We start from the raw sequence: 18304 nt of genomic DNA on the forward strand, positions 1-18304 counted from the left end.
ACGTGCCTCGCTTCCAACTGCCGCGTCATGCCCGCCCTTGTCGCGGGCATCCACGCGGCGCCGCTGCGAAGCAAAAAAATGTTGCGCAACGTCTCGGCGTGGATGGCCGGGACAAGCCCGGCCATGACGCGGCCTAAGGAAAGCCAATGACCAAAAAACTGCTTTTCCTGTTCGACACCGACCCGGTTCCGAGCGTGTTCGACACGGTGGTCGGCTATGACGGCGGCGCCGATCACATCATCGGCTATGGCGCCGTGACGCCTGAAAACGTCGGCGCGCTGGTCGACGGCTGCATCTACACGCGCGGGCCGAAGGAAAAACAAAATACCGCGATTTTCGTCGGCGGCGGCTCGATGACGGCCGGCGAAGCCGTGTTCAAGGCGGTGAAGAAGCGCTTCTTCTCGAATTTCCGCGTCTCGGCGATGCTCGATTCGAACGGCTCCAACACCACCGCGGCGGCTGGCGTGGCGCTGCTCGCCAAGGCGAGTCCGCTCAAGGGCAAGAAGGCGGTGGTTCTCGCTGGCACCGGCCCGGTCGGTATGCGCGCCGCGGCGATGCTCAATATCGAAGGCGCCGAAGTCGCCATTACGTCGCGTCATAAGTCTCGCGCTGAAGCGGCCGCCAAGGCCATCGAGGAGCGCTTCAGCTTCACGCCCGTGGCGATCGAAGCCGCCGACAACGCCGCGCGCGCGGCGGCGTGCAAAGGCGCGCAGATCGTCTTCGCGGCGGGCGCCATCGGCGTGCCGCTGCTTGACGAGAAGGACTGGCAGAACGATTCGACGATCGAGCTTATCGCCGACTGCAACGCGCAGCCGCCGCTCGGAATCGGCGGCGTTGAGGCGACGGACAAGGCTAAGGAGCGCCACAACAAGATCGTCATCGGCGCGCTGGGCCTCGGTGGGCTCAAGCTCAAATTGCATCGCGAATGCGTCGGCAAGCTGTTCGAGGCCGCCGACCAGGTGTTCGACTGCGAAAACATTTACGCGCAAGCCAAAGTGCTCGCCTGAGCGAGGAAAGATATGAGCGCCAAGAACGATACGATCGGAAAATTCCTCGACGAACTCGCAAGTGACGCGCCGACTCCCGGCGGCGGCGGCGCGGCGGCGCTGTCCGGCGCGATGGGCGCGGCGCTGGTTTCGATGGTGTGCAATCTGACGATCGGCAAGAAGAATTACGAAGCGGTGTCGGCCGATCTTCAGCAGACCCTCGCCAAGGCCGAGAAAGTGCGCGCCGAACTGACGGCGGGCGTCGATGAAGACGTTGTCGCCTTCAATACGCTGATGGGCGCCTATGGCCTGCCGCGTGGCACGGATGAGGAGAAGGCCGCGCGCTCGGCGGCGATCCAGGCGGCGCTGAAGGAGGCGACGCTGGCGCCGTTGAAGACCTGCAAGGTCTGCTACGAGGTCATCGCTCTGTCGAAGGAAGCAGCCGACAAGGGCAATCTCAACGTCATCAGCGACGCCGGAGTCGCGGTGCTCGCCGCCAACGCCGGTCTGCGCAGCTGCGCGCTCAATGTCTTCATCAACGCCAAGGCGATCAAGGACCGCGACTTCGCCGAGACGCAGCTTGCCGAAGTCAATGCGCTGCTCGCCAAAGCCGCCGCGGAGACTGAAGCGGTCTATGACACGGTCAAAGCCAAGATCGGTGGCTGAGGAAGCCGCGCTGAAATTGCGAGGAGAGGACTGAAATGGACGTCCACGAGTATCAGGCCAAGGAAATTCTGGCGAGCCACGGCGTCGATATTCCGCCGGGCACGGTCGCCTTCAGCCCGGACCAGGCGGTTTACGCCGCGACTGAGCTCGGCGGCTCGCATTGGGTCGTCAAGGCGCAGATTCACGCCGGCGCGCGCGGCAAGGCGGGCGGCGTCAAGCTCTGCCGCACCTATCACGAAGTGCAGCAGGCGGCGCGCGATCTTCTCGGCAAGCGGCTCGTCACCGCGCAGACCGGGCCTGAGGGCAAGCCGGTGCAGCGCGTCTATGTCGAAGTCGCCGATCCTTTCGAGCGCGAGATTTATCTCGGCTATGTGCTCGACCGCAAATTGGAGCGGGTGCGCGTCATCGCGTCGAAACATGGCGGCATGGAGATCGAAGAGATCGCCAAGAACACGCCCGACGAACTGCTTCAGGTGATCGTCGAGCCCGCCGTCGGCCTGCAGCAGTTTCAGGCGCGCGAACTCGCCTTTCAGCTTGGGCTCAATCTCAAGCAGGTGTCGCGCGCGGTCAAGACGATCATGGGCGCCTATCGCGCCTTCCGCGACAATGACGCAACCATGCTCGAGATCAATCCGCTCGTCGTGACCAAGGACGATAAGGTGCTCGCGCTCGACGCGAAAATGTCCTTCGACGACAATGCGCTGTTCCGCCGCCGCAACATCGTCGACATGAACGACCCTTCGCAGAGCGATCCGCGCGAGGCGCAGGCGTCGGAGCATGCGCTCAACTACATCGGTCTCGATGGCGAAATCGGCTGCATCGTCAATGGCGCCGGCCTCGCCATGGCGACGATGGACATGATCAAGCACGCCGGCGGCAATCCGGCGAACTTCCTCGATGTCGGCGGCGGCGCTTCGCCGGAGCGCGTCGCGACGGCCTTCCGCCTCGTTCTGTCCGATCGGCGCGTGAAAGTCGTGCTCGTCAATATTTTCGCCGGCATCAATCGTTGCGACTGGGTTGCGCAGGGCGTCGTTGACGCGGTGCGCGCTGAGAAGATCGAGGGCGTGCCGCTCGTCGTGCGCCTCGCCGGCACCAATGTCGAAGCAGGCAAGAAGATCATCGCTGAGAGCGGCATTCCGATCATTCAGGCCGACACGCTGGCCGAAGCCGCCGAAAAAGCCGTCGCCGCCTATAAGGGCGCCAAGTAAGCGCCGGAGAACGACACATGAGCATTCTCATTGACGAAAAGACGCCGATCCTGGTTCAGGGCATCACCGGCGACAAGGGCAGCTTTCACACCAAGGAGATGATCGACTACGGCAGCAATGTCGTCGCCGGCGTCACGCCCGGAAAGGGCGGCAAGACTCATCACGGCGTGCCGGTGTTCGACACCGTGCGCGAAGCGGTGCGCGAGACCGGCGCGCAGGCGTCGATCACCTTCGTCGCGCCGGCCTTCTGCGCCGACGCGATCATGGAGGCGGCCGACTCGGGCGTTCGCCTGATCTGCTCGATCACCGACGGCATTCCGGCGCAGGACATGATGCGCGTGAAGCGCTATTTCTTGCGCTTTCCGAAGGACCGTCGGCCGATGATGGTCGGGCCCAATTGCGCCGGCATCATTTCGCCCGGCAAGGCGATGCTCGGCATCATGCCTGGCCATATCTACAAGCAGGGCAATGTCGGCCTTATCTCGCGCTCCGGCACGCTCGGCTATGAAGCGGCGTCGCAGCTGAAGGCGCTCGGACTCGGCATCTCGACCTCGGTCGGCATCGGTGGCGATCCGATCAACGGCTCGTCCTTCCTCGACCATCTGGTGCTCTTCGACAAAGACCCGGAGACCAAGGCGGTGCTCATCATTGGCGAAATCGGCGGTCCGCAGGAGGCGGAGGCCTCCGCCTGGATCAAGGAGAATTTCTCCAAGCCGGTGATCGGCTTCGTCGCGGGCCTCACCGCCCCGAAAGGACGCCGCATGGGCCATGCCGGCGCGATCATTTCGGCGACCGGCGACAGCGCCGCAGAGAAAACCGAGATCATGAAATCCTACGGCCTGACCGTCGCGCCGAGCCCGGCCGAATTCGGATCGACCGTCGCCAAAGTATTGCAGAGCGCCTGAAGGATAGGACCGACGCCGGCGCCGCCGTGCGTCGACGTCTGCACTCATGTCGCGAGAGCCGTTCGTCTCAGACGCGCGAGCGCCTAAGGAGTCTTGATGACCGCCGAGACCCAGACTTTGAGGAGCACGTCTTCGACTGGCCTGCCGTCGGCTTATGCGACTCGTTCGGTCACCGAAGCGTCAGCATTCCTTCGCGAGCAATTGCTCACCGTCATCCACCGCCACACGCCGGAGATCGAAGCCGTCGTACGCGACTCCAAGGCGGGCGCGGGTCTCGAGCCGCGGCAGATGGCGCGCGCGCTTCAGGCGCAGGGCATTCTGTTTCAGCTCGTCTCGATCGCCGAGCAGGCCTACGCCATGCGCCGGCGCCGCCGGATCGAACGCGAAAAAGGCCACGACAAGCTGCTCGGCACCTTCGACTATGTGTTGTCGAGCGCGGCGGCGTCAGGCGTCGCGCCCGATGAGATTCGCGCGCAATTGCAGACGCTGCGCATCCGTCCGGTCATCACCGCCCATCCGACCGAGGCAAAGCGCGTCTCGATCCTTGAAAAATATCGCCGCATCTATCTGCTGCTGCGCGAACTCGAATCGACCCGCTGGACCGACCGCGAGCGCGAAGCGCTGGTGAAATCGATCTATGATCAGATCGAGCTTCTGTGGCTCACCGGCGAATTGCATCTCGAAAAGCCCACCGTCGATCAGGAAGTCGCCTGGGGCCAGCACTTCTTTCACGAGAGCATTTTCGATCTCGCGCCGGAGCTGCTGTCGACCTGCGAACGCGCGCTAAGACGCCACTATCCCAACGAGACGTTCGAGATCGCGCCTTTCTTCCAATTCGGCTCCTGGATCGGCGGCGATCGCGACGGCAATCCTTTCGTGACGAATGACGTCACGCGTCGCACGATGCGCGAAAACGCTTCTGCAAGCTTGAATTACTATCGAACGCGCGTCGTCGACCTTGCGCGCATGTTGTCGATCAGTCAGCGCGCTGCCGACATTCCTGCGTCATTCCGTGAGGAACTCGCTGAACGTCTCGCCGCTCTGCCGGACGGCGCCGCGATCGAAGCGCGCAATCAGAACGAGCCCTATCGACAGTTCGTGTCGACGATCCTGCGTAAGCTCGACCAGACGCTGCGCGCCGTGACTGGCGAACCGGCGAGGGGTCCGCGCTACGCGAGCGCCGACGATCTCATCGCCGACCTGCTCGTGCTTGAAAAGGCCCTAATCGAAGCCAAAAGCGATGCGCTCGCGACCGATCTCGTGCGACCGCTGCGCCGCGCGGTGGAAATCTTCCGATTCAGCACGGTGCGTCTCGACATTCGACAGAACACGACGCGCACGACGCAGGCGCTCGAAGAATTGTGGCGCCTCAAGACCGGCGGCGAAACCCCGCCCGATCTTGAAGCCCCCGAATGGCGCGACTTTCTGCTCGCCGAACTCGCCAAGCCCCGCACGGCGCCGGTCCCGCGCGAAAAACTTTCCGCCGATGCGCGAGACGTCATCGAAATGTTCGAGGTCGTCGCCGAAATGCGCATGCAGCTCGACCGTGAAGCGTTCGGCGGTTTCATTTTGTCGATGACCCGTTCGGCGGTCGACGTTCTCGGCGTCTACCTCCTCGCCAAGGAGGCAGGCCTCTTCCTCGACGAACCCGGAATCGAGATTCTAACGCTGCCGATCGTGCCGCTCTTCGAGACGATCGGCGATCTGCGCGCCGCGCCGGCGATCATGCGCGATCTCTTGCAAGTGCCGGTCGTGCGCCGCTCGACGCGCTGGCAGGGCAATCTGCAAGAGGTGATGATCGGCTATTCCGACTCGAATAAGGACGGCGGCTTTCTGTCGTCGAACTGGGAGCTCTTCAAGGCGCAGGCGCGCCTCACGCAGGTCGGACGCGAGCAGGGCGTCGCCATCGCCTTCTTCCACGGACGCGGCGGCTCGGTCTCGCGCGGCGGCGCGCCGACCGGCCATGCCATCGCGGCCCAGCCGGCGGGCTCAATCCGCGGCCGCTTCCGCGTTACGGAACAGGGTGAAGTCGTCTCGTTCAAATACGCCAATCGCGGAACGGCGGCCTATCAGATGGAGCTTCTGGCGTCGTCAGTCTTCCAGCATGCGCTGAAATCGGAGCGCGAGGAAGCGCTGGCGCCGCACGCGGAATTCGACGAGGCTCTCGAAGAGATTTCCGGCGCCTCCTTCGCGGCTTATGCGAAATTTATCGGCGACCCAGGTCTTGTCGCCTATTTCCAGGCGGCGAGCCCGCTCGAAGAGATTTCGCTGCTCAATATCGGCTCGCGGCCGGCGCGACGCTTCGGCGCGAAAAGCCTCGCCGATTTGCGCGCGATCCCCTGGGTCTTCGCCTGGGCGCAGAACCGCCATTCGATCACCGGCTGGTACGGCGTCGGCTCCGGGTTGAAGAATTTCGTCGACGTGCGCGGCGAGCGCGGCCTGGAGCTGTTGCGCCGCATGTTCGAAGATTCGCGGATGTTCCGGTTGATCATCGACGAGGTCGAGAAGACGCTCGCGCTGGTCGATCTTTCGATCGCCAAGCAATATGCCGGACTGGTCGCGGATGAAGCCGTGCGCATCAAAATCTTCAAGGAGATTGAAGACGAATTCGCTCTAACGCGCGAGATGGTGCTGCGCGTCGCGGGCGGCGTCGAACTGGCGGATCGCTTCAAGGAATATCAGGCGCGGCTGTCGCATCGCCTGCAAACTATCAACGAGGTCAATCGCGAGCAGGTGGCGCTGCTTCGCCGGTTCCGTGAGGCAAAGGACGAAGCGGAGAAAGAGGCTGTCAAAGTGCCTCTGCTGCTGTCGATCAGCTGCGTCGCCGCCGGCTTAGGCGCCACAGGCTAATTCAACAGGAAGGGGTAAAGATATGAGCTTCACTTTAATCGAGCAGGCGACGCCGCGTCTCCATCGTTCGGAGCTTGCCGTGCCGGGCTCCGCGCCGGGCATGTTTGAAAAGGCCGCCCAGTCGAAGGCCGACCAGATCTTTTTGGATCTTGAAGACGCGGTCGCGCCCGACGACAAGGAGCAGGCGCGCAAGAACATCATCCAGGGCCTCAATGACATCGACTGGGGCAAGAAGGTGATGACGCTGCGCATCAATGGTCTCGACACGCAATATTGCTATCGCGACGTCGTCGACGTTCTCGAAAACTGCCCGCGCCTCGACATCGTGCTGATCCCCAAGGTCGGCGTTCCGGCCGACGTCTATGCGATCGACATGATGATCACGCAGATCGAGCAGTTCAAAAAGCGCACCAAGCGGATCGGCATCGAAATCCTGATCGAGACCGCGCTCGGCATGGCCAATGTCGAGGCCATCGCCCAGTCGTCGAAGCGCCTTGAGGCAATGTCCTTCGGCGTCGCCGACTATGCGGCGTCGACCCGCGCCCGCACCACCGTCATCGGCGGCGTCAATCCGGATTACGGCGTGCTCACCGACAAGGACGCGAGCGGCAATCGCGAATATTACTGGGCCGATCAGTGGCATGCGGCGCAGACGCGGATGATGGTGGCCTGCCGCGCCTATGGCCTGCGTCCGATCGACGGCCCCTTCGGCGACTTCGGCGATCCGGACGGCTATATCGCCGCCGCCAAGCGCGCCGCGGTGCTCGGCTATGAAGGCAAATGGGCGATCCATCCGTCGCAGATCGAACTCGCCAATCAGGTTTTCACGCCGTCGGAAGCGGAAGTGAACAAGGCGCGTCGCATCCTCGACGCGATGGCGCAGGCCGCCAAGGAAGGCAAGGGCGCTGTCTCTCTCGACGGCCGCCTGATCGACATCGCCTCGATCCGCATGGCCGAGGCGCTGATCGAAAAGGCCAACGCAATGGCGGCGTAAGAAGGCGGAACGTTGGGCGCTCCCTTCTCCCGCAAGCGGGAGAAGGGAGAAACAGCGAATTGTGAACGGACTTCGAAGCCTATGTCCCAAGACGACCGCCACCTCCTTCGCGCCATGTTCGACGCCGCCGTCGGCGCCGCGTCGCCTGCCGTATGCCTGCCGCCGCATCTTGCAAAGATCGCGCCGCCCAAAGGCCGCACGATCGTCGTCGGCGCCGGCAAGGCGGCGGCCTCCATGGCGGCGGCGGTCGAGGCGCATTGGAGCGGTCCGCTCGAAGGGCTTGTCGTCACGCGCTATGAGCATGGCACGCCGACGAAGCAGATCGAAGTGATTGAAGCCTCGCATCCTGTGCCGGACGCCGCCGGCCGCGAGGCGGCGAAGCGCATTTTGCAGAAGGTGCAGGGGCTTTCCGAAGACGACCTTGTCCTCGCGCTGATTTCCGGCGGCGGTTCGGCGCTGATGGCGCTGCCTGCCGATGGCGTCACGCTTGAAGAAAAGCAGGCGGTGAACAAGGCGCTCTTAAAGAGCGGCGCGAATATTTCCGAGATGAATTGCGTCCGCAAACATCTCTCGGCGATCAAGGGCGGGCGTCTCGCCCGCGCCGCCGCGCCGGCGCGCGTGGTGGCGCTGATGATTTCCGACGTGCCGAATGACGATCTTTCGGTGATCGCCTCCGGCCCCACGGTTCCCGATCCGACGACGCGCGAAGACGCGCTCGCCGTCATCGCCAAATATAAGATCGACGCGCCGCCCGCCGTGCTCGCGCATCTGCAAAAGTCGGCATGCGAAACGCCCAAGCCAGGCGACGCCATTTTCGAAAAGGTGCAGAACATTCTCATCGCCACGCCGCAGGGTTCGCTCGACGCGGCCGCGGCGGTCGCCAAATCGGCGGGATTCACGCCCTGCATTCTCGGCGATCTTGAAGGCGAGTCGCGCGACGTGGCGCTGGTGCATGCCGGCGTCGCGAAACAGATCGCAATCCACGGTCAGCCTTTTGAACCGCCGGTCGCGATCATCTCGGGCGGCGAGACGACAGTCACTGTGCGCGGCAAGGGGCGTGGCGGACGCGACGCCGAATTCTTGCTGGGTCTGACGTTGGCGCTCGAAGGCTTCGGCGGCATAGCGGCGATCGCCTGCGACACCGATGGCATCGACGGCAGCGAGGACAACGCCGGCGCGATCATGACCGCGGATTCATTCGCGCGCGCGAAGCAGGCGGGCGTCGATCTGAAGGCGCTCTTCACCAATAATGACGCCTACACCGCTTTCGAGAAGCTCGGCGATCTCGTCGTGACCAAGCCGACGCGCACCAACGTCAACGATTTTCGTGCGATATTGGTACCAAAGCGGGTGTGAGGACGCATCAGGCCGAATGTCATTCCCGAAGCGCGCGATCGGGAATCCAGAAAGAAACAATCTTTCGCGACGTTGCTCTGGATTCCCGGTCAGGCCTTCGGCCTGCCGGGAATGACAAGCTCGCGCGCCGTCATTGCGAGCCGAAGGCGAAGCAATCCAGAATCGCGCTCGGCGGCGCTGGATTGCTTCGTCGCTGCGCTCCTCGCAATGACGATCGCGAGCGCTCGGTCAGCGAACCTTCTCGGCGAGCCAGATTTTGATGAGCGACTGGTAGGGAACGTCGCGCTTGTTGGCGGCAATCTTGATCTGCTCCAGCAGACCGACAGGAAGCCGCAGAGAAATCGACGTTGTCGAAGGCTTGAGATTGGGCATTCGAACGCGTTTGGCCTTACTCCAGTCGACATGTTCCGCCGAGTCGTGACTTTCCCAATAAGCGCGCTCATCTGCTTCGGTTGCGAAAGTTGGAATAGGCTTAGTCGTCTTGCTCATAGCGTAATCGTTCCTTGCGGCTCATGTCGCGCGCCGAGATCACTCGAATGCGCGTCCCGTTCGAGCGGAGCGTGAATGTGACATGCAGCAGTCGAGATGCGTCCGTTCGGCCCAGAGCGTGATAGCGCGGCTCCCTCTCAATATGCGCCAAATCGTCGGGCACGATCAGCGGTTCATTGACGAAAATCTGTTCGGCCTCCGCTTGGCTGACACCATGTTTTTCTTGGCTTTTTCGGGCGTTGCCGTCATCCCATTCGAACCCGACGACATGTTCGAAATTGACCATCTTTGTATATGTCCATAATATACAGAAAAGTCAATAAAGCGTAGATGCGGCATGTTGCGCCAGCAGAGCAACGCGCCTAAAGGAAGCGCCATGAACAAGCCCTTAAGCCCGCAACCCTTCGATCCGCGTGGCGCGGCGGCGATGTTTGAGCGCTATCGTCGCGACGATTCGCCAAAGCCGACGCAGTGGAACGACACGCTCGATCTTATTCTCGCGCATCGTTCGCATCGCAATTTTCTGCATCAGCCGCTGCCCGAGGGCGCGTTGGAGACGATCGTCGCCGCCGCGCAGTCGGCGTCGACATCTTCCAATCTGCAAGTCTGGAGCGTCGTCGCCGTTGAAGACGAAGCCCGCAAGATTCGTCTCGCCGATTTCGCCGGTGGACAAAAACATATCCGCGACTGCCCGCTCTTCCTTGTCTGGCTCTGCGATCTCGCGCGGCTGGAACATCTCGGGCGCGAGAAGGGGCGCGACGCGGCGGCGCTGCCTTATCTCGAAATCTTTCTCACCGGCGTCGTCGACGCCGCGCTCGCCGCGCAGAACGCCGTCACCGCGCTCGAATCGATCGGTCTTGGCTGCTGCTATATCGGCGCCATGCGCAACAAGCCTGAAGACGTCGCCAAGGAATTGAACCTGCCGCCGAATGTCTTCGCCGTTTTCGGCATGGCCGTCGGCGTTCCCGATCCCGCGGCCAAGGCCGCGGTCAAACCGCGCCTCGGACAAGGAGCGGTGCTTCATCGCGAGCAATATGAATGGGGCGACGCGCAGCGCGAAGCGATCGAGACGCTCGATGCGAAGTTCAAGGACTTCCAAAAGGAGCAGGGCCTACCGGATCAGGGTTGGATTCGCCAGGCGCTGTCACGGGTGCGCGGGACGGAGGTGCTGAGCGGACGCGACCGCATGCGCGCGGCCTTAAATGCGTTGGGCTTCGCCCTTAAGTAAGCGGCGACAAAGGGGCAGGCTGATGGACGCTCATGCGACGAACGCCTATTCAGGCGAGATTTTCGATCTCTGGGACACTTATAAGAAAGTCGTCGTCAAGGATTTGATGTTCCACGCCGCGCTCAGCGCGGATGTCGAGCGCGCCTTGCGCGCGCGCTTCCAAGGCGGCGACTTCTCCTTGCTCGATCTCGGCTGCGGCGATGCACAAGTCTTCGCGCCCATTCTGCGGCGCATCCCGCCGGCGAGTTACAAGGGTGTCGATCTTTCCGACACGGCGTTGGCGCTCGCGGCCGAAAATCTCAAATCTCTGCCATGCCCTGTGCAACTCGAGCATGGCGACATGCTGTCGGCGCTCTCAGGCAGCGAGACCTATGACGTCATCCACAGCAGTTTCGTGCTGCATCACCTCGCGACCGAGGATAAGGCGGAGTTTTTCCGCCGTGCGGCGCGTGCGCTGGCGCCGCGCGGCGTGCTGCTGCTCGTCGACACGATGCGCGAGGAGAACGAAACCCGCGCAGACTATCTGAAACATTATTTCGAATGGATCGAGAAGGATTGGGAGACGCTGTCGCGCGCCGAAAAGGATGCGGTTTACGAACATGTCTCGACCAGCGACTATCCGGAGCCATTGTCGCTTCTGGAGCGGCAGGCGCGCGAGGCGGGTCTTACGCGCCTGGCCGCCGATATCCCGCATCGTTGGCATCATCTGATGCGCTTCGTACGGGCCTAGCCGATGTCGGAAGCGGCGGTCGCCGCCCCGCCAAAGGAGCGCGCGGCTCAAACAATCGACGCCGACCGCGTCGTCGCCAAGGCGGCGCGGCGACTGGTCCCCTTTCTCGTGACGGCATTTATCGTCGCCTATCTCGACCGCGTGAACATCGGCTTCGCGGCGCTGACGATGAATGGCGAACTTGGTTTCACGCCGGAATTCTTCGGCTGGGGCGCCGGCATTTTTTTTGTCGGCTATTGCCTGTTCGAAGCGCCGAGCAATTACATCATGCACCGCGTCGGCGCGCGAATCTGGATCGCGCGGATCATGGTCAGCTGGGGCGTGGTTTCGGCGCTTACCGCCTTCATCTGGAATGAGGCGAGCTTTGTCGTTCTGCGTCTGCTGCTCGGCGTGATGGAAGCTGGTTTTGCGCCGGGCGTCATTCTCTATCTCACCTATTGGATTCCCGCCGCGCAACGCGCGCGCGTGCTCGCCGGCTTCCTCATTGCAGTGCCGGTGTCGAGCGCGATCGGATCGCCGATCTCCGGAGTCATTCTGGCGGCGATGGACGGCGTCGGCGGGATCAGCGGCTGGCGATGGCTGTTTCTGATGGAGGCGTTGCCTTCGATCATTCTCGGCGTCGTCTGCTTCTTCTATCTGCCTGACGGACCGCAGTCGGCGAAATGGCTGACCTCAAGCGAGAAAACGTCTCTGCGCGCCGCGCTCGAGAAGGATGCAGGACAAGACCACGGCGACCACTGGCGCGCGCTCAAGGACATGCGCGTTCTTCTTCTCGGCGTCGCTTATTTTGGAATCGTCATTGCGCTCTATGGCTTGGGCTTCTGGCTGCCGCAAATCATCAAGTCGTTCGGCTTTGGCGTCGTCGCCACGAGTTTGCTGGCGTCGATACCCTATGTTTGCAGCGCATTCGCGATGTGGGCGTGGAGCCGCAGCTCAGATCGCCGGCGCGAGACCGTCGGCCACACGGCGCTTGCCGGCGTCATTGGCGCTGTGGGGTTGGCCTGCGCCGCCTATGCGCCGACGCCCTTGCTGTCGATGATCGCGCTGTCCGTCGCCGCCGTCGGCGCGATCGCGGCGCTGCCGACGTTTTGGAGCTTTACGACTCTGGCGCTCGGTTCGGGGGATGGCGTCATCGGCGTCGCGGTGATTAACTCGATCGGCAATATTTCGGGCTTCGCCGGCCCCTACCTCGTCGGCCTCATCAAAGGCGCGACCGGCGAATTTTCTGACGCGCTGCTCGCGCTCGCCTTGGGGCCGTTGATTACGGCGCTCCTGCTTTGGCGGGCGCGGCGTGCAGCGAATAGTAAATATCCAGCGCGCGGCGTTTAAGCTCGTCGACGGTGATCTCTTCCTTGCGCGTCGAGAATACCCAGACATGGCCGAAAGGATCGCGGACCGTTCCGCTGCGATCGCCGTAGAACATATTTTGCGGCCCGCAGATTTTGGTCGCGCCGGCTTCGATAGCCTTGATGAAGATCGAATCAACGTCCGGCACATAGACATTCAAACTGATTGACGACCCGCCGAGCGCTCTTGGCGACGTCAGCCCGCTCTCTTCATAGACATCGGAAAGCATGACGATCGAATCGCCGATCATGATTTCGGCATGGGCGATGAGACCATTGGGGAGTTCGACGCGGACGCGCTCCTTGGCGCCGAAGGCGCTTTTGTAATAGTCGAGCGCCTTCGCTGCGCCGGAGATGCAAAGATAGGGCGTCACTTTGCTGTAAGGCGCCGGAACCGATTTGTCGGTCATGTTTTTCCCCCAACTCTGCATCGCCCCCTCCGCATTAAGTTAACGCGCTCAGGCTCAAGGCAAGGGGGCGGCTCCCTACAATCCTTCGATCGTCTCGCGTTTGATCTCGAGTTCCAGCCATTCCTCCTCGGCAGCCGCGAGTTCCGACTCCACCATCGCGAACATTTCGCTCGCCTTGGCGAATTTCGGCGCGTCCTTCTCGTAAAGCTCAGGATCGTCCAGCAGCGCCTGAAGCTTGGCGCGTCTCGCGTTCAACTCCTCGATCTTGCTCGGCAGAGTCGCGAGCGCATGCTGTTCCTTGAACGAGAGCTTCAGTTTCGTCGCCGTCTTCTCGCGCGGCGCGGGCTTTTCTTTGGTCTCCCGCGCCGGCGCCGTCACGTCCCGCGACTCGACGCCCTTGCCGCGCTGCGCGACCATGTCGCTGTAGCCGCCGGCATATTCGATCCAGCGGCCGTCGCCGTCGCTCATCAGCACGCTCGTTGCGACGCGATCGAGAAAGTCGCGGTCATGACTGACGACAATGAGCGTGCCGGGATAATCGGCGAGCATTTCCTCCAGCAGATCGAGCGTTTCGAGATCGAGGTCGTTGGTCGGTTCGTCGAGCACGAGAAGATTGGAGGGCTTGGCCAATGCGCGCGCCAGCATGAGGCGTCCGCGTTCGCCGCCCGACAGCCGGCCGATCGGCGTGCGCGCCTGTTCGGGCTTGAACAGAAAGTCCTTCATATAGCCGATGACGTGACGCTGTTCGCCATTGATCTCGATCGTATCGGAGCCGCCGCCGGTCAGCGCGTCTTGCAAGGTGGTTTCAGGATCGAGGCTCGCGCGGTTTTGTTCGAGCGTCGCCATGTCGAGATTAGCGCCGAGCCGAACCTTACCGGCGTCAGGGGCGAGCGCGCCGGTCAGGAGATTGACCAGCGTCGTCTTGCCGGCGCCGTTGGCGCCGACGATCCCCAAACGGTCGCCACGCAGAATGCGCGTCGTGAAATTCGCGACGATGACGCGTTCGCCGAATGATTTGCCGATTCTGATCGCTTCGATGACGAGTTTGCCGGAAAGCTGCGCCTCGCTTGCTTCAAGCTTCACGTCGCCCGTCGGCATCACGCGGTTGCGCCGTTCGGCGCGCAGATGATGCAGGCCGGCAAGCCGCTTCATATTGCGCTTGCGCCGGCCGGAGACGCCATGTCGCAGCCAATGTTCCTCGGCGACGATTTTGCGCTCCAATTTGTGCTGCCGCTTTTCTTCTTCCTCCAGCTCGCGGTCGCGCCAGGCCTCGAATTCCCTGAAGCCGCGCGCCAGATGGCGGGTGCGGCCGCGATCGATCCACAGCGTTTCTTTGGTCAGATCCTGAAGAAAGCGGCGGTCGTGGCTGATGAGCACGAGCGCCGAGCGCAGACCGGCGAGCTTTTCTTCGAGCCACAGGATCGTCGGCAGGTCGAGGTGATTCGTCGGCTCGTCCAGGAGCAGAATGTCGGGTTCGGGCGCGAGAACGCGGGTGAGCGCCGCGCGCCGCGCTTCGCCGCCCGAGAGGCGCGCGGGGTCTTCATCGCCTTGGAGTCCCAGATCATTGAGCAGCGTCCGGGCGACGTGGGGATCGTCCAACGGTCCGAGACCGGCTTCGACATAGGCGATGGTCGTGGCGGAGCCGGAGAAATCCGGCTCCTGCGGCAGATAGCGCAATGAGGCGCCGGGCTGAAGAAAGCGCGTCCCGCCGTCGGGCTCGATTTCGCCGGCCGCGATTTTAAGAAGCGTCGATTTGCCGGAGCCGTTGCGGCCGACGACGCAGAGCCGAGCGCCGGGCGCGACGGTTAGATCGGCGCCGTCGAGCAGCGGCTTGCCGCCAAGCGTCAGGGTGACGCCTTGCAGGGCGAGAAGGGGCGGCGGAGGCATGCAGCCTTAGCAGTGTCTTACGGACATGAGATAGGCTTTTTCCACGCGGCCGGGCTGCTGTCACCCCCTGCGTTGGCCGTCGTCCTCGGAGCAACCACGATGCCCGCTACAACCGAGCAAATTCATGCCGGACAGGCGATCTACACGCCCAAAATGCTCGCGATCTACGACGTGCTGGTGCTCGGCCTGTCCAATCGATGGGTATGGAAATGTCCAACGTCGCGGGCGCTCGTCCACTATGATCGGCATGTCAGCAGCAATCACCTCGATGTCGGCGTCGGCACCGGCTATTTTCTCGATCGCTGCCGCTTTCCGACTCCGACGCCCCGTATCGCGCTCATGGATCTAAATCGCGACGCGCTGCAATTTGCGGCGCGGCGCATCGCGCGCTACCGACCTGAGCTCTATGTGCGCAATGTACTGGAGCCAATCGAATTCGACGGCGCCAAATTCGACTCGCTTGGCGTGAATTATCTCCTTCACTGCCTGCCGGGCGATATGGCGACGAAGGCGCGCGCCTTCGATTTTCTGTCGCCCTTGCTGTCACCAGGCGCGGTTGTCTTCGGCTCGACCCTGCTGCAGGGCGGAGTTGCGCGCAGCTTTGGGGCGCGGAGGCTGATGAACTTCTATAATTCGAAAGGCACATTCTCGAATACGCAGGACGATTTGGAGACGCTGACCCGCGAACTCGAAAAACGCTTCAGCGCGGTGAGCGTCGAAACCGTCGGCTGCGCCGCGCTTTTTTCCGCAACTGTGAAGGGATCAGACGTCTAACCCCAACGCGTGGCGCACGCGGGCGGAATAGCCGTAGAGATCGGGGCGCAGCACGAGGCGCCCGCCTTCATCGACATAAGCGGTGAAATATTCGATGTGGATCGGCAGCGGCTTTGAGAGATTGATGTAGCGCTCGGAGCCGCCGATCAGTCGGCGCACGCGGCTTTCCGACCAGCCGCTGCCCGGGCCGAGCACGGCTTCGGCGAGGGCAAAAGGCGCGTCGACGCGCATGCAGCCATGGCTGAAGGCGCGATGCGACGCAGCGAACAGATGGCGCGACGGCGTATCGTGCAGATAGACCGAGAAGTCGTTGGGGAACATGAATTTGATGCGGCCCAGCGCATTGCGCTCGCCGGGCGGCTGGCGGACGACGAGCTTGCCGCCGCGATAGGAGACGTTGAAGCCGCTCGCCGCGATCGCGGCGGGGTCGCCATTGGCCTTCGGCAGCAGTTCCTTGTTCAGGATCGACGGCGGCACGTTCCAATAGGGATTGACGATGATGTATTGCAACGCGTTTGAGAAGATCGGCGTTGGCGTCGTCTCCTTGCCGACGATAACCCGCGTTCGATGCGTCACTTCGCCGTTGCGGACGACGGCGAGTTCGAAATCGGGGATGTTCACTTCGACCCGCTCGTCGCCGAGATCGCGCGGCAGCCAACGCCAGCGCTCCATATTGGCGATGATTTCCGCTTCGACGCGCGCGGTCGAAGCTTTGGCGAGCGCGGCGGCGCGGCGCCGCTTGGGTTTGCCCGCAGGCGGCAGAGCGTCGCTTTGCGAGACGCTCTCGGCGGCCGCGTAGAGTCTGTCGGAAGCAGGCGCCGCGGCGCGTTGCGCCCTCAGCTCGATCAGCTTTTCGCGCAACTGCTGATAGCCGTAATGCGCAGGGTTATAGGCCTGCAGCGCATCGCCCGCCGTTTCGCCGGCGCCGGCGATGTCAGCCACGGCGAGCGTCGGGTCGGGAAGGGCGGTCTTCGCGCCGACGAGCTTCGAGATGCGCTCGGGGTCGATCCGGGACCCGCGCGCCTGCAGCGCATAGGCGGCGACCGCTTCCGAGAGGGCGAGTTCGCCCGCCGCGGACGGCGCCAAACTTTCGGCGTCGGGCGTGGCATAGGCGCGAAGATCGAGAGCGTCGTCCGCGGCATGCGCGAGCCGCGCCAGCGCCGTTTTCGCCGAAGCGCGCCATTCGCCATTCTCGATCCAGAAGGGCGCGAAACTTTTAGTCGCGTAAGCCGCGGCCAACGCCGCGCGCAGGCGGCGGCGCTCCGGCGTTACAGCAGACTCGCCAGCCCAGGCGTCGAGCGCCGAGGCGAGGTCGCGGTTCTCCGCGGGCTGAAGGCTCCAGGCCAGGCCGAGCGGGTCGGTGGGCTGTGCGGGCGCGGCGCGTAGTTCGGCGTCGAGCAGCGCCGCAGCGGGCGCGGCGTCTGCGACGGCGAAACCGGGATCGTTCAAAGGCGCGCGTGTCGGAACCCGCTCCACGCCATAGAGTGCGACGAGCGGCGGCGGGTCGAAGATCTCAGCGCGGCGGGGCGGTTTTTGATCCGCGCGCGCAGGAGCGGCGAGCGCCAAAACGGTCGCGACCGCAACATAGAAAATTCGCCCGGCTTTTCCGCCAGCAGTCATAGCTCGTCCTCTCGCGAACCTCGTGTGGCGAGGTCTGCGCGTCTTTTGGGAGAAAATCTGTGCGACGGCGCAAGCGCAAGGCGCTCCGCCAATGCTTCGACGTAAAGGTAATGCGCGGCGCCGGTTTTGTGAATCCGCGACAACCCGCCGGCGCCGCTCAGACGCTGAAAAAGCCGGACTGTTGCGGCCACGCTACAGTCGCGCCGGGCGATGGCGGGGAGAATGCGAAAGCGCTACGATTTGGCGTCGATCCGTGAGGCCCCGATGAAGCCCTATATCGTAATTGTCCATAAGGACGAAAACAGCGCCTACGGAATGACCTTTCCAGATGCACCGGGATGTTTTTCCGCCGCCGACGAGATCGACGATATTTTCGCCATGGCCGCCGAGGCGCTGGCGCTTTGGGCGGAGGGGATGCGCGAGGACGGAAACTCCATCCCGACGCCGCGCCTGCTTTCCGAATTGAAGTCCCATCCTCGATGGGCGGATGATTTCGCGAACGCGGCTTTTATCTTCGCTATCGATCCGCCTTCCCGTCGACCGATCAAGCGGCTTGACGCAATGGATGATGTTCGATGAGCGCGACCATGTAGCGCACAATGTCCTCCGCGATTTCGGTATCGCGCTTCAATTCGGTCAACACGCGTGGCGGCGGAACCTCCTCGCCGTGTTCTTTCGCGACATCGATCCACAGAGCGAGCGCTTCGGCGGCATTCATCATCACCTCATCCAGTCGCCCGTGAAGAACGCGATTTAAGCGGCGATTAGTCGGCGATTTGAGGCGTTGGCGTCGTCGAGGACGCTCAGGAACAAGGCCCACAGAAGCGCCAGCCATGCGAGCAGGCGGCGGAAGTT

Annotated in this window: 18 protein-coding genes; 12 read left to right on the top strand and 6 right to left on the bottom strand. The window is 63.0% G+C overall.

Translation table 11 applies throughout. From position 1 onward, the window contains the following. The first annotated feature begins 146 nt into the window (after window positions 1–146). The 7 genes from AB7I51_RS04590 to AB7I51_RS04620 all read left to right on the top strand — a co-directional run bounded on the left by AB7I51_RS04590 (window position 147) and on the right by AB7I51_RS04620 (window position 8965). Window positions 147–1007, top strand: coding sequence for an NAD(P)-dependent methylenetetrahydromethanopterin dehydrogenase (locus AB7I51_RS04590; RefSeq protein WP_428402996.1), 861 nt, complete (start codon window positions 147–149; stop codon window positions 1005–1007). Window positions 1008–1019: 12 nt separating this feature from the next. Beyond that, on the top strand, window positions 1020–1652 hold the full coding sequence (fchA, locus tag AB7I51_RS04595; protein ID WP_428402997.1) for a methenyltetrahydrofolate cyclohydrolase: 633 nt from the start codon (window positions 1020–1022) through the stop codon (window positions 1650–1652). A 35-nt stretch (window positions 1653–1687) separates the two neighbouring features. Further along, complete coding sequence (locus AB7I51_RS04600) at window positions 1688–2860, top strand: malate--CoA ligase subunit beta (RefSeq protein ID WP_428402998.1); 1173 nt, start codon at window positions 1688–1690, stop codon at window positions 2858–2860. A gap of 17 nt (window positions 2861–2877) precedes the next feature. Beyond that, on the top strand, window positions 2878–3765 hold the full coding sequence (sucD, locus tag AB7I51_RS04605) for a succinate--CoA ligase subunit alpha (protein ID WP_409980068.1): 888 nt from the start codon (window positions 2878–2880) through the stop codon (window positions 3763–3765). 96 nt (window positions 3766–3861) lie between these two features. Beyond that, window positions 3862–6615 carry a phosphoenolpyruvate carboxylase gene (locus AB7I51_RS04610; protein WP_428402999.1) on the top strand — a complete coding sequence of 918 codons (2754 nt, stop codon included), beginning with the start codon at window positions 3862–3864 and terminating at the stop codon, window positions 6613–6615. Window positions 6616–6637: 22 nt separating this feature from the next. Then, complete coding sequence (locus AB7I51_RS04615; protein WP_409980066.1) at window positions 6638–7609, top strand: HpcH/HpaI aldolase/citrate lyase family protein; 972 nt, start codon at window positions 6638–6640, stop codon at window positions 7607–7609. Window positions 7610–7690: 81 nt separating this feature from the next. Further along, entirely contained in the window at window positions 7691–8965 is a 1275-nt protein-coding gene (locus AB7I51_RS04620) for a glycerate kinase type-2 family protein (RefSeq protein WP_428403000.1), read from the top strand. A 228-nt stretch (window positions 8966–9193) separates the two neighbouring features. On the opposite strand, the gene AB7I51_RS04625 is transcribed toward AB7I51_RS04620, so the two are convergent. Together AB7I51_RS04625 and AB7I51_RS04630 are read right to left on the bottom strand one after the other, a co-directional pair. Continuing rightward, entirely contained in the window at window positions 9194–9454 is a 261-nt protein-coding gene (locus tag AB7I51_RS04625; protein WP_428403001.1) for a BrnA antitoxin family protein, read from the bottom strand. Further along, window positions 9438–9740, bottom strand: coding sequence for a BrnT family toxin (locus AB7I51_RS04630; protein WP_428403002.1), 303 nt, complete (start codon window positions 9738–9740; stop codon window positions 9438–9440). The genes AB7I51_RS04625 and AB7I51_RS04630 overlap by 17 nt, the downstream gene beginning before the upstream one ends. A 90-nt stretch (window positions 9741–9830) precedes the next feature. Here AB7I51_RS04630 and AB7I51_RS04635 point away from each other — a divergent pair, with 90 nt between their 5' ends. Genes AB7I51_RS04635 through AB7I51_RS04645 form a run of 3 tightly spaced genes read left to right on the top strand, consistent with a single transcriptional unit; the run spans window position 9831 to window position 12741 of the window. Then, window positions 9831–10682, top strand: coding sequence for an NADPH-dependent oxidoreductase (locus AB7I51_RS04635; RefSeq protein ID WP_428403003.1), 852 nt, complete (start codon window positions 9831–9833; stop codon window positions 10680–10682). A 22-nt stretch (window positions 10683–10704) separates the two neighbouring features. Next, window positions 10705–11412 carry a class I SAM-dependent methyltransferase gene (locus AB7I51_RS04640; protein ID WP_428403004.1) on the top strand — a complete coding sequence of 236 codons (708 nt, stop codon included), beginning with the start codon at window positions 10705–10707 and terminating at the stop codon, window positions 11410–11412. A 3-nt stretch (window positions 11413–11415) separates the two neighbouring features. Then, window positions 11416–12741: an MFS transporter gene (locus AB7I51_RS04645; RefSeq protein WP_428403005.1), complete on the top strand. Its 1326-nt coding sequence runs from the start codon at window positions 11416–11418 to the stop codon at window positions 12739–12741. Here the strand turns inward: AB7I51_RS04645 and AB7I51_RS04650 are convergent. Then, window positions 12674–13168: a VOC family protein gene (locus AB7I51_RS04650; protein ID WP_428403006.1), complete on the bottom strand. Its 495-nt coding sequence runs from the start codon at window positions 13166–13168 to the stop codon at window positions 12674–12676. The two genes, AB7I51_RS04645 and AB7I51_RS04650, sit on opposite strands and share 68 nt — an antisense overlap. Before the next feature lie 75 nt (window positions 13169–13243). Further along, entirely contained in the window at window positions 13244–15055 is a 1812-nt protein-coding gene (locus AB7I51_RS04655; RefSeq protein WP_428403007.1) for an ABC-F family ATP-binding cassette domain-containing protein, read from the bottom strand. Between the two features lie 99 nt (window positions 15056–15154). On the opposite strand from AB7I51_RS04655, the gene AB7I51_RS04660 reads away from it, so the two are divergent. Further along, entirely contained in the window at window positions 15155–15829 is a 675-nt protein-coding gene (locus tag AB7I51_RS04660; RefSeq protein WP_428403008.1) for a class I SAM-dependent methyltransferase, read from the top strand. Here the strand turns inward: AB7I51_RS04660 and AB7I51_RS04665 are convergent. Further along, window positions 15818–17449 (bottom strand): L,D-transpeptidase family protein, encoded by a 1632-nt coding sequence (locus AB7I51_RS04665; protein ID WP_428403009.1) that lies wholly within the window; start codon window positions 17447–17449, stop codon window positions 15818–15820. The genes AB7I51_RS04660 and AB7I51_RS04665 overlap by 12 nt on opposite strands. A 222-nt stretch (window positions 17450–17671) precedes the next feature. Here AB7I51_RS04665 and AB7I51_RS04670 point away from each other — a divergent pair, with 222 nt between their 5' ends. After that, on the top strand, window positions 17672–18028 hold the full coding sequence (locus tag AB7I51_RS04670) for a type II toxin-antitoxin system HicB family antitoxin (RefSeq protein ID WP_428403010.1): 357 nt from the start codon (window positions 17672–17674) through the stop codon (window positions 18026–18028). On the opposite strand, the gene AB7I51_RS04675 is transcribed toward AB7I51_RS04670, so the two are convergent. After that, window positions 17994–18170, bottom strand: a complete 177-nt coding sequence (locus AB7I51_RS04675) for a hypothetical protein (protein WP_428403011.1) — start codon at window positions 18168–18170, stop codon at window positions 17994–17996. The two genes, AB7I51_RS04670 and AB7I51_RS04675, sit on opposite strands and share 35 nt — an antisense overlap. Window positions 18171–18304 lie beyond the last annotated feature (134 nt).

It is taken from the genome of Methylocystis sp., from assembly GCF_050246715.1.
In the GTDB taxonomy this organism is placed as follows: domain Bacteria; phylum Pseudomonadota; class Alphaproteobacteria; order Rhizobiales; family Beijerinckiaceae; genus Methylocystis.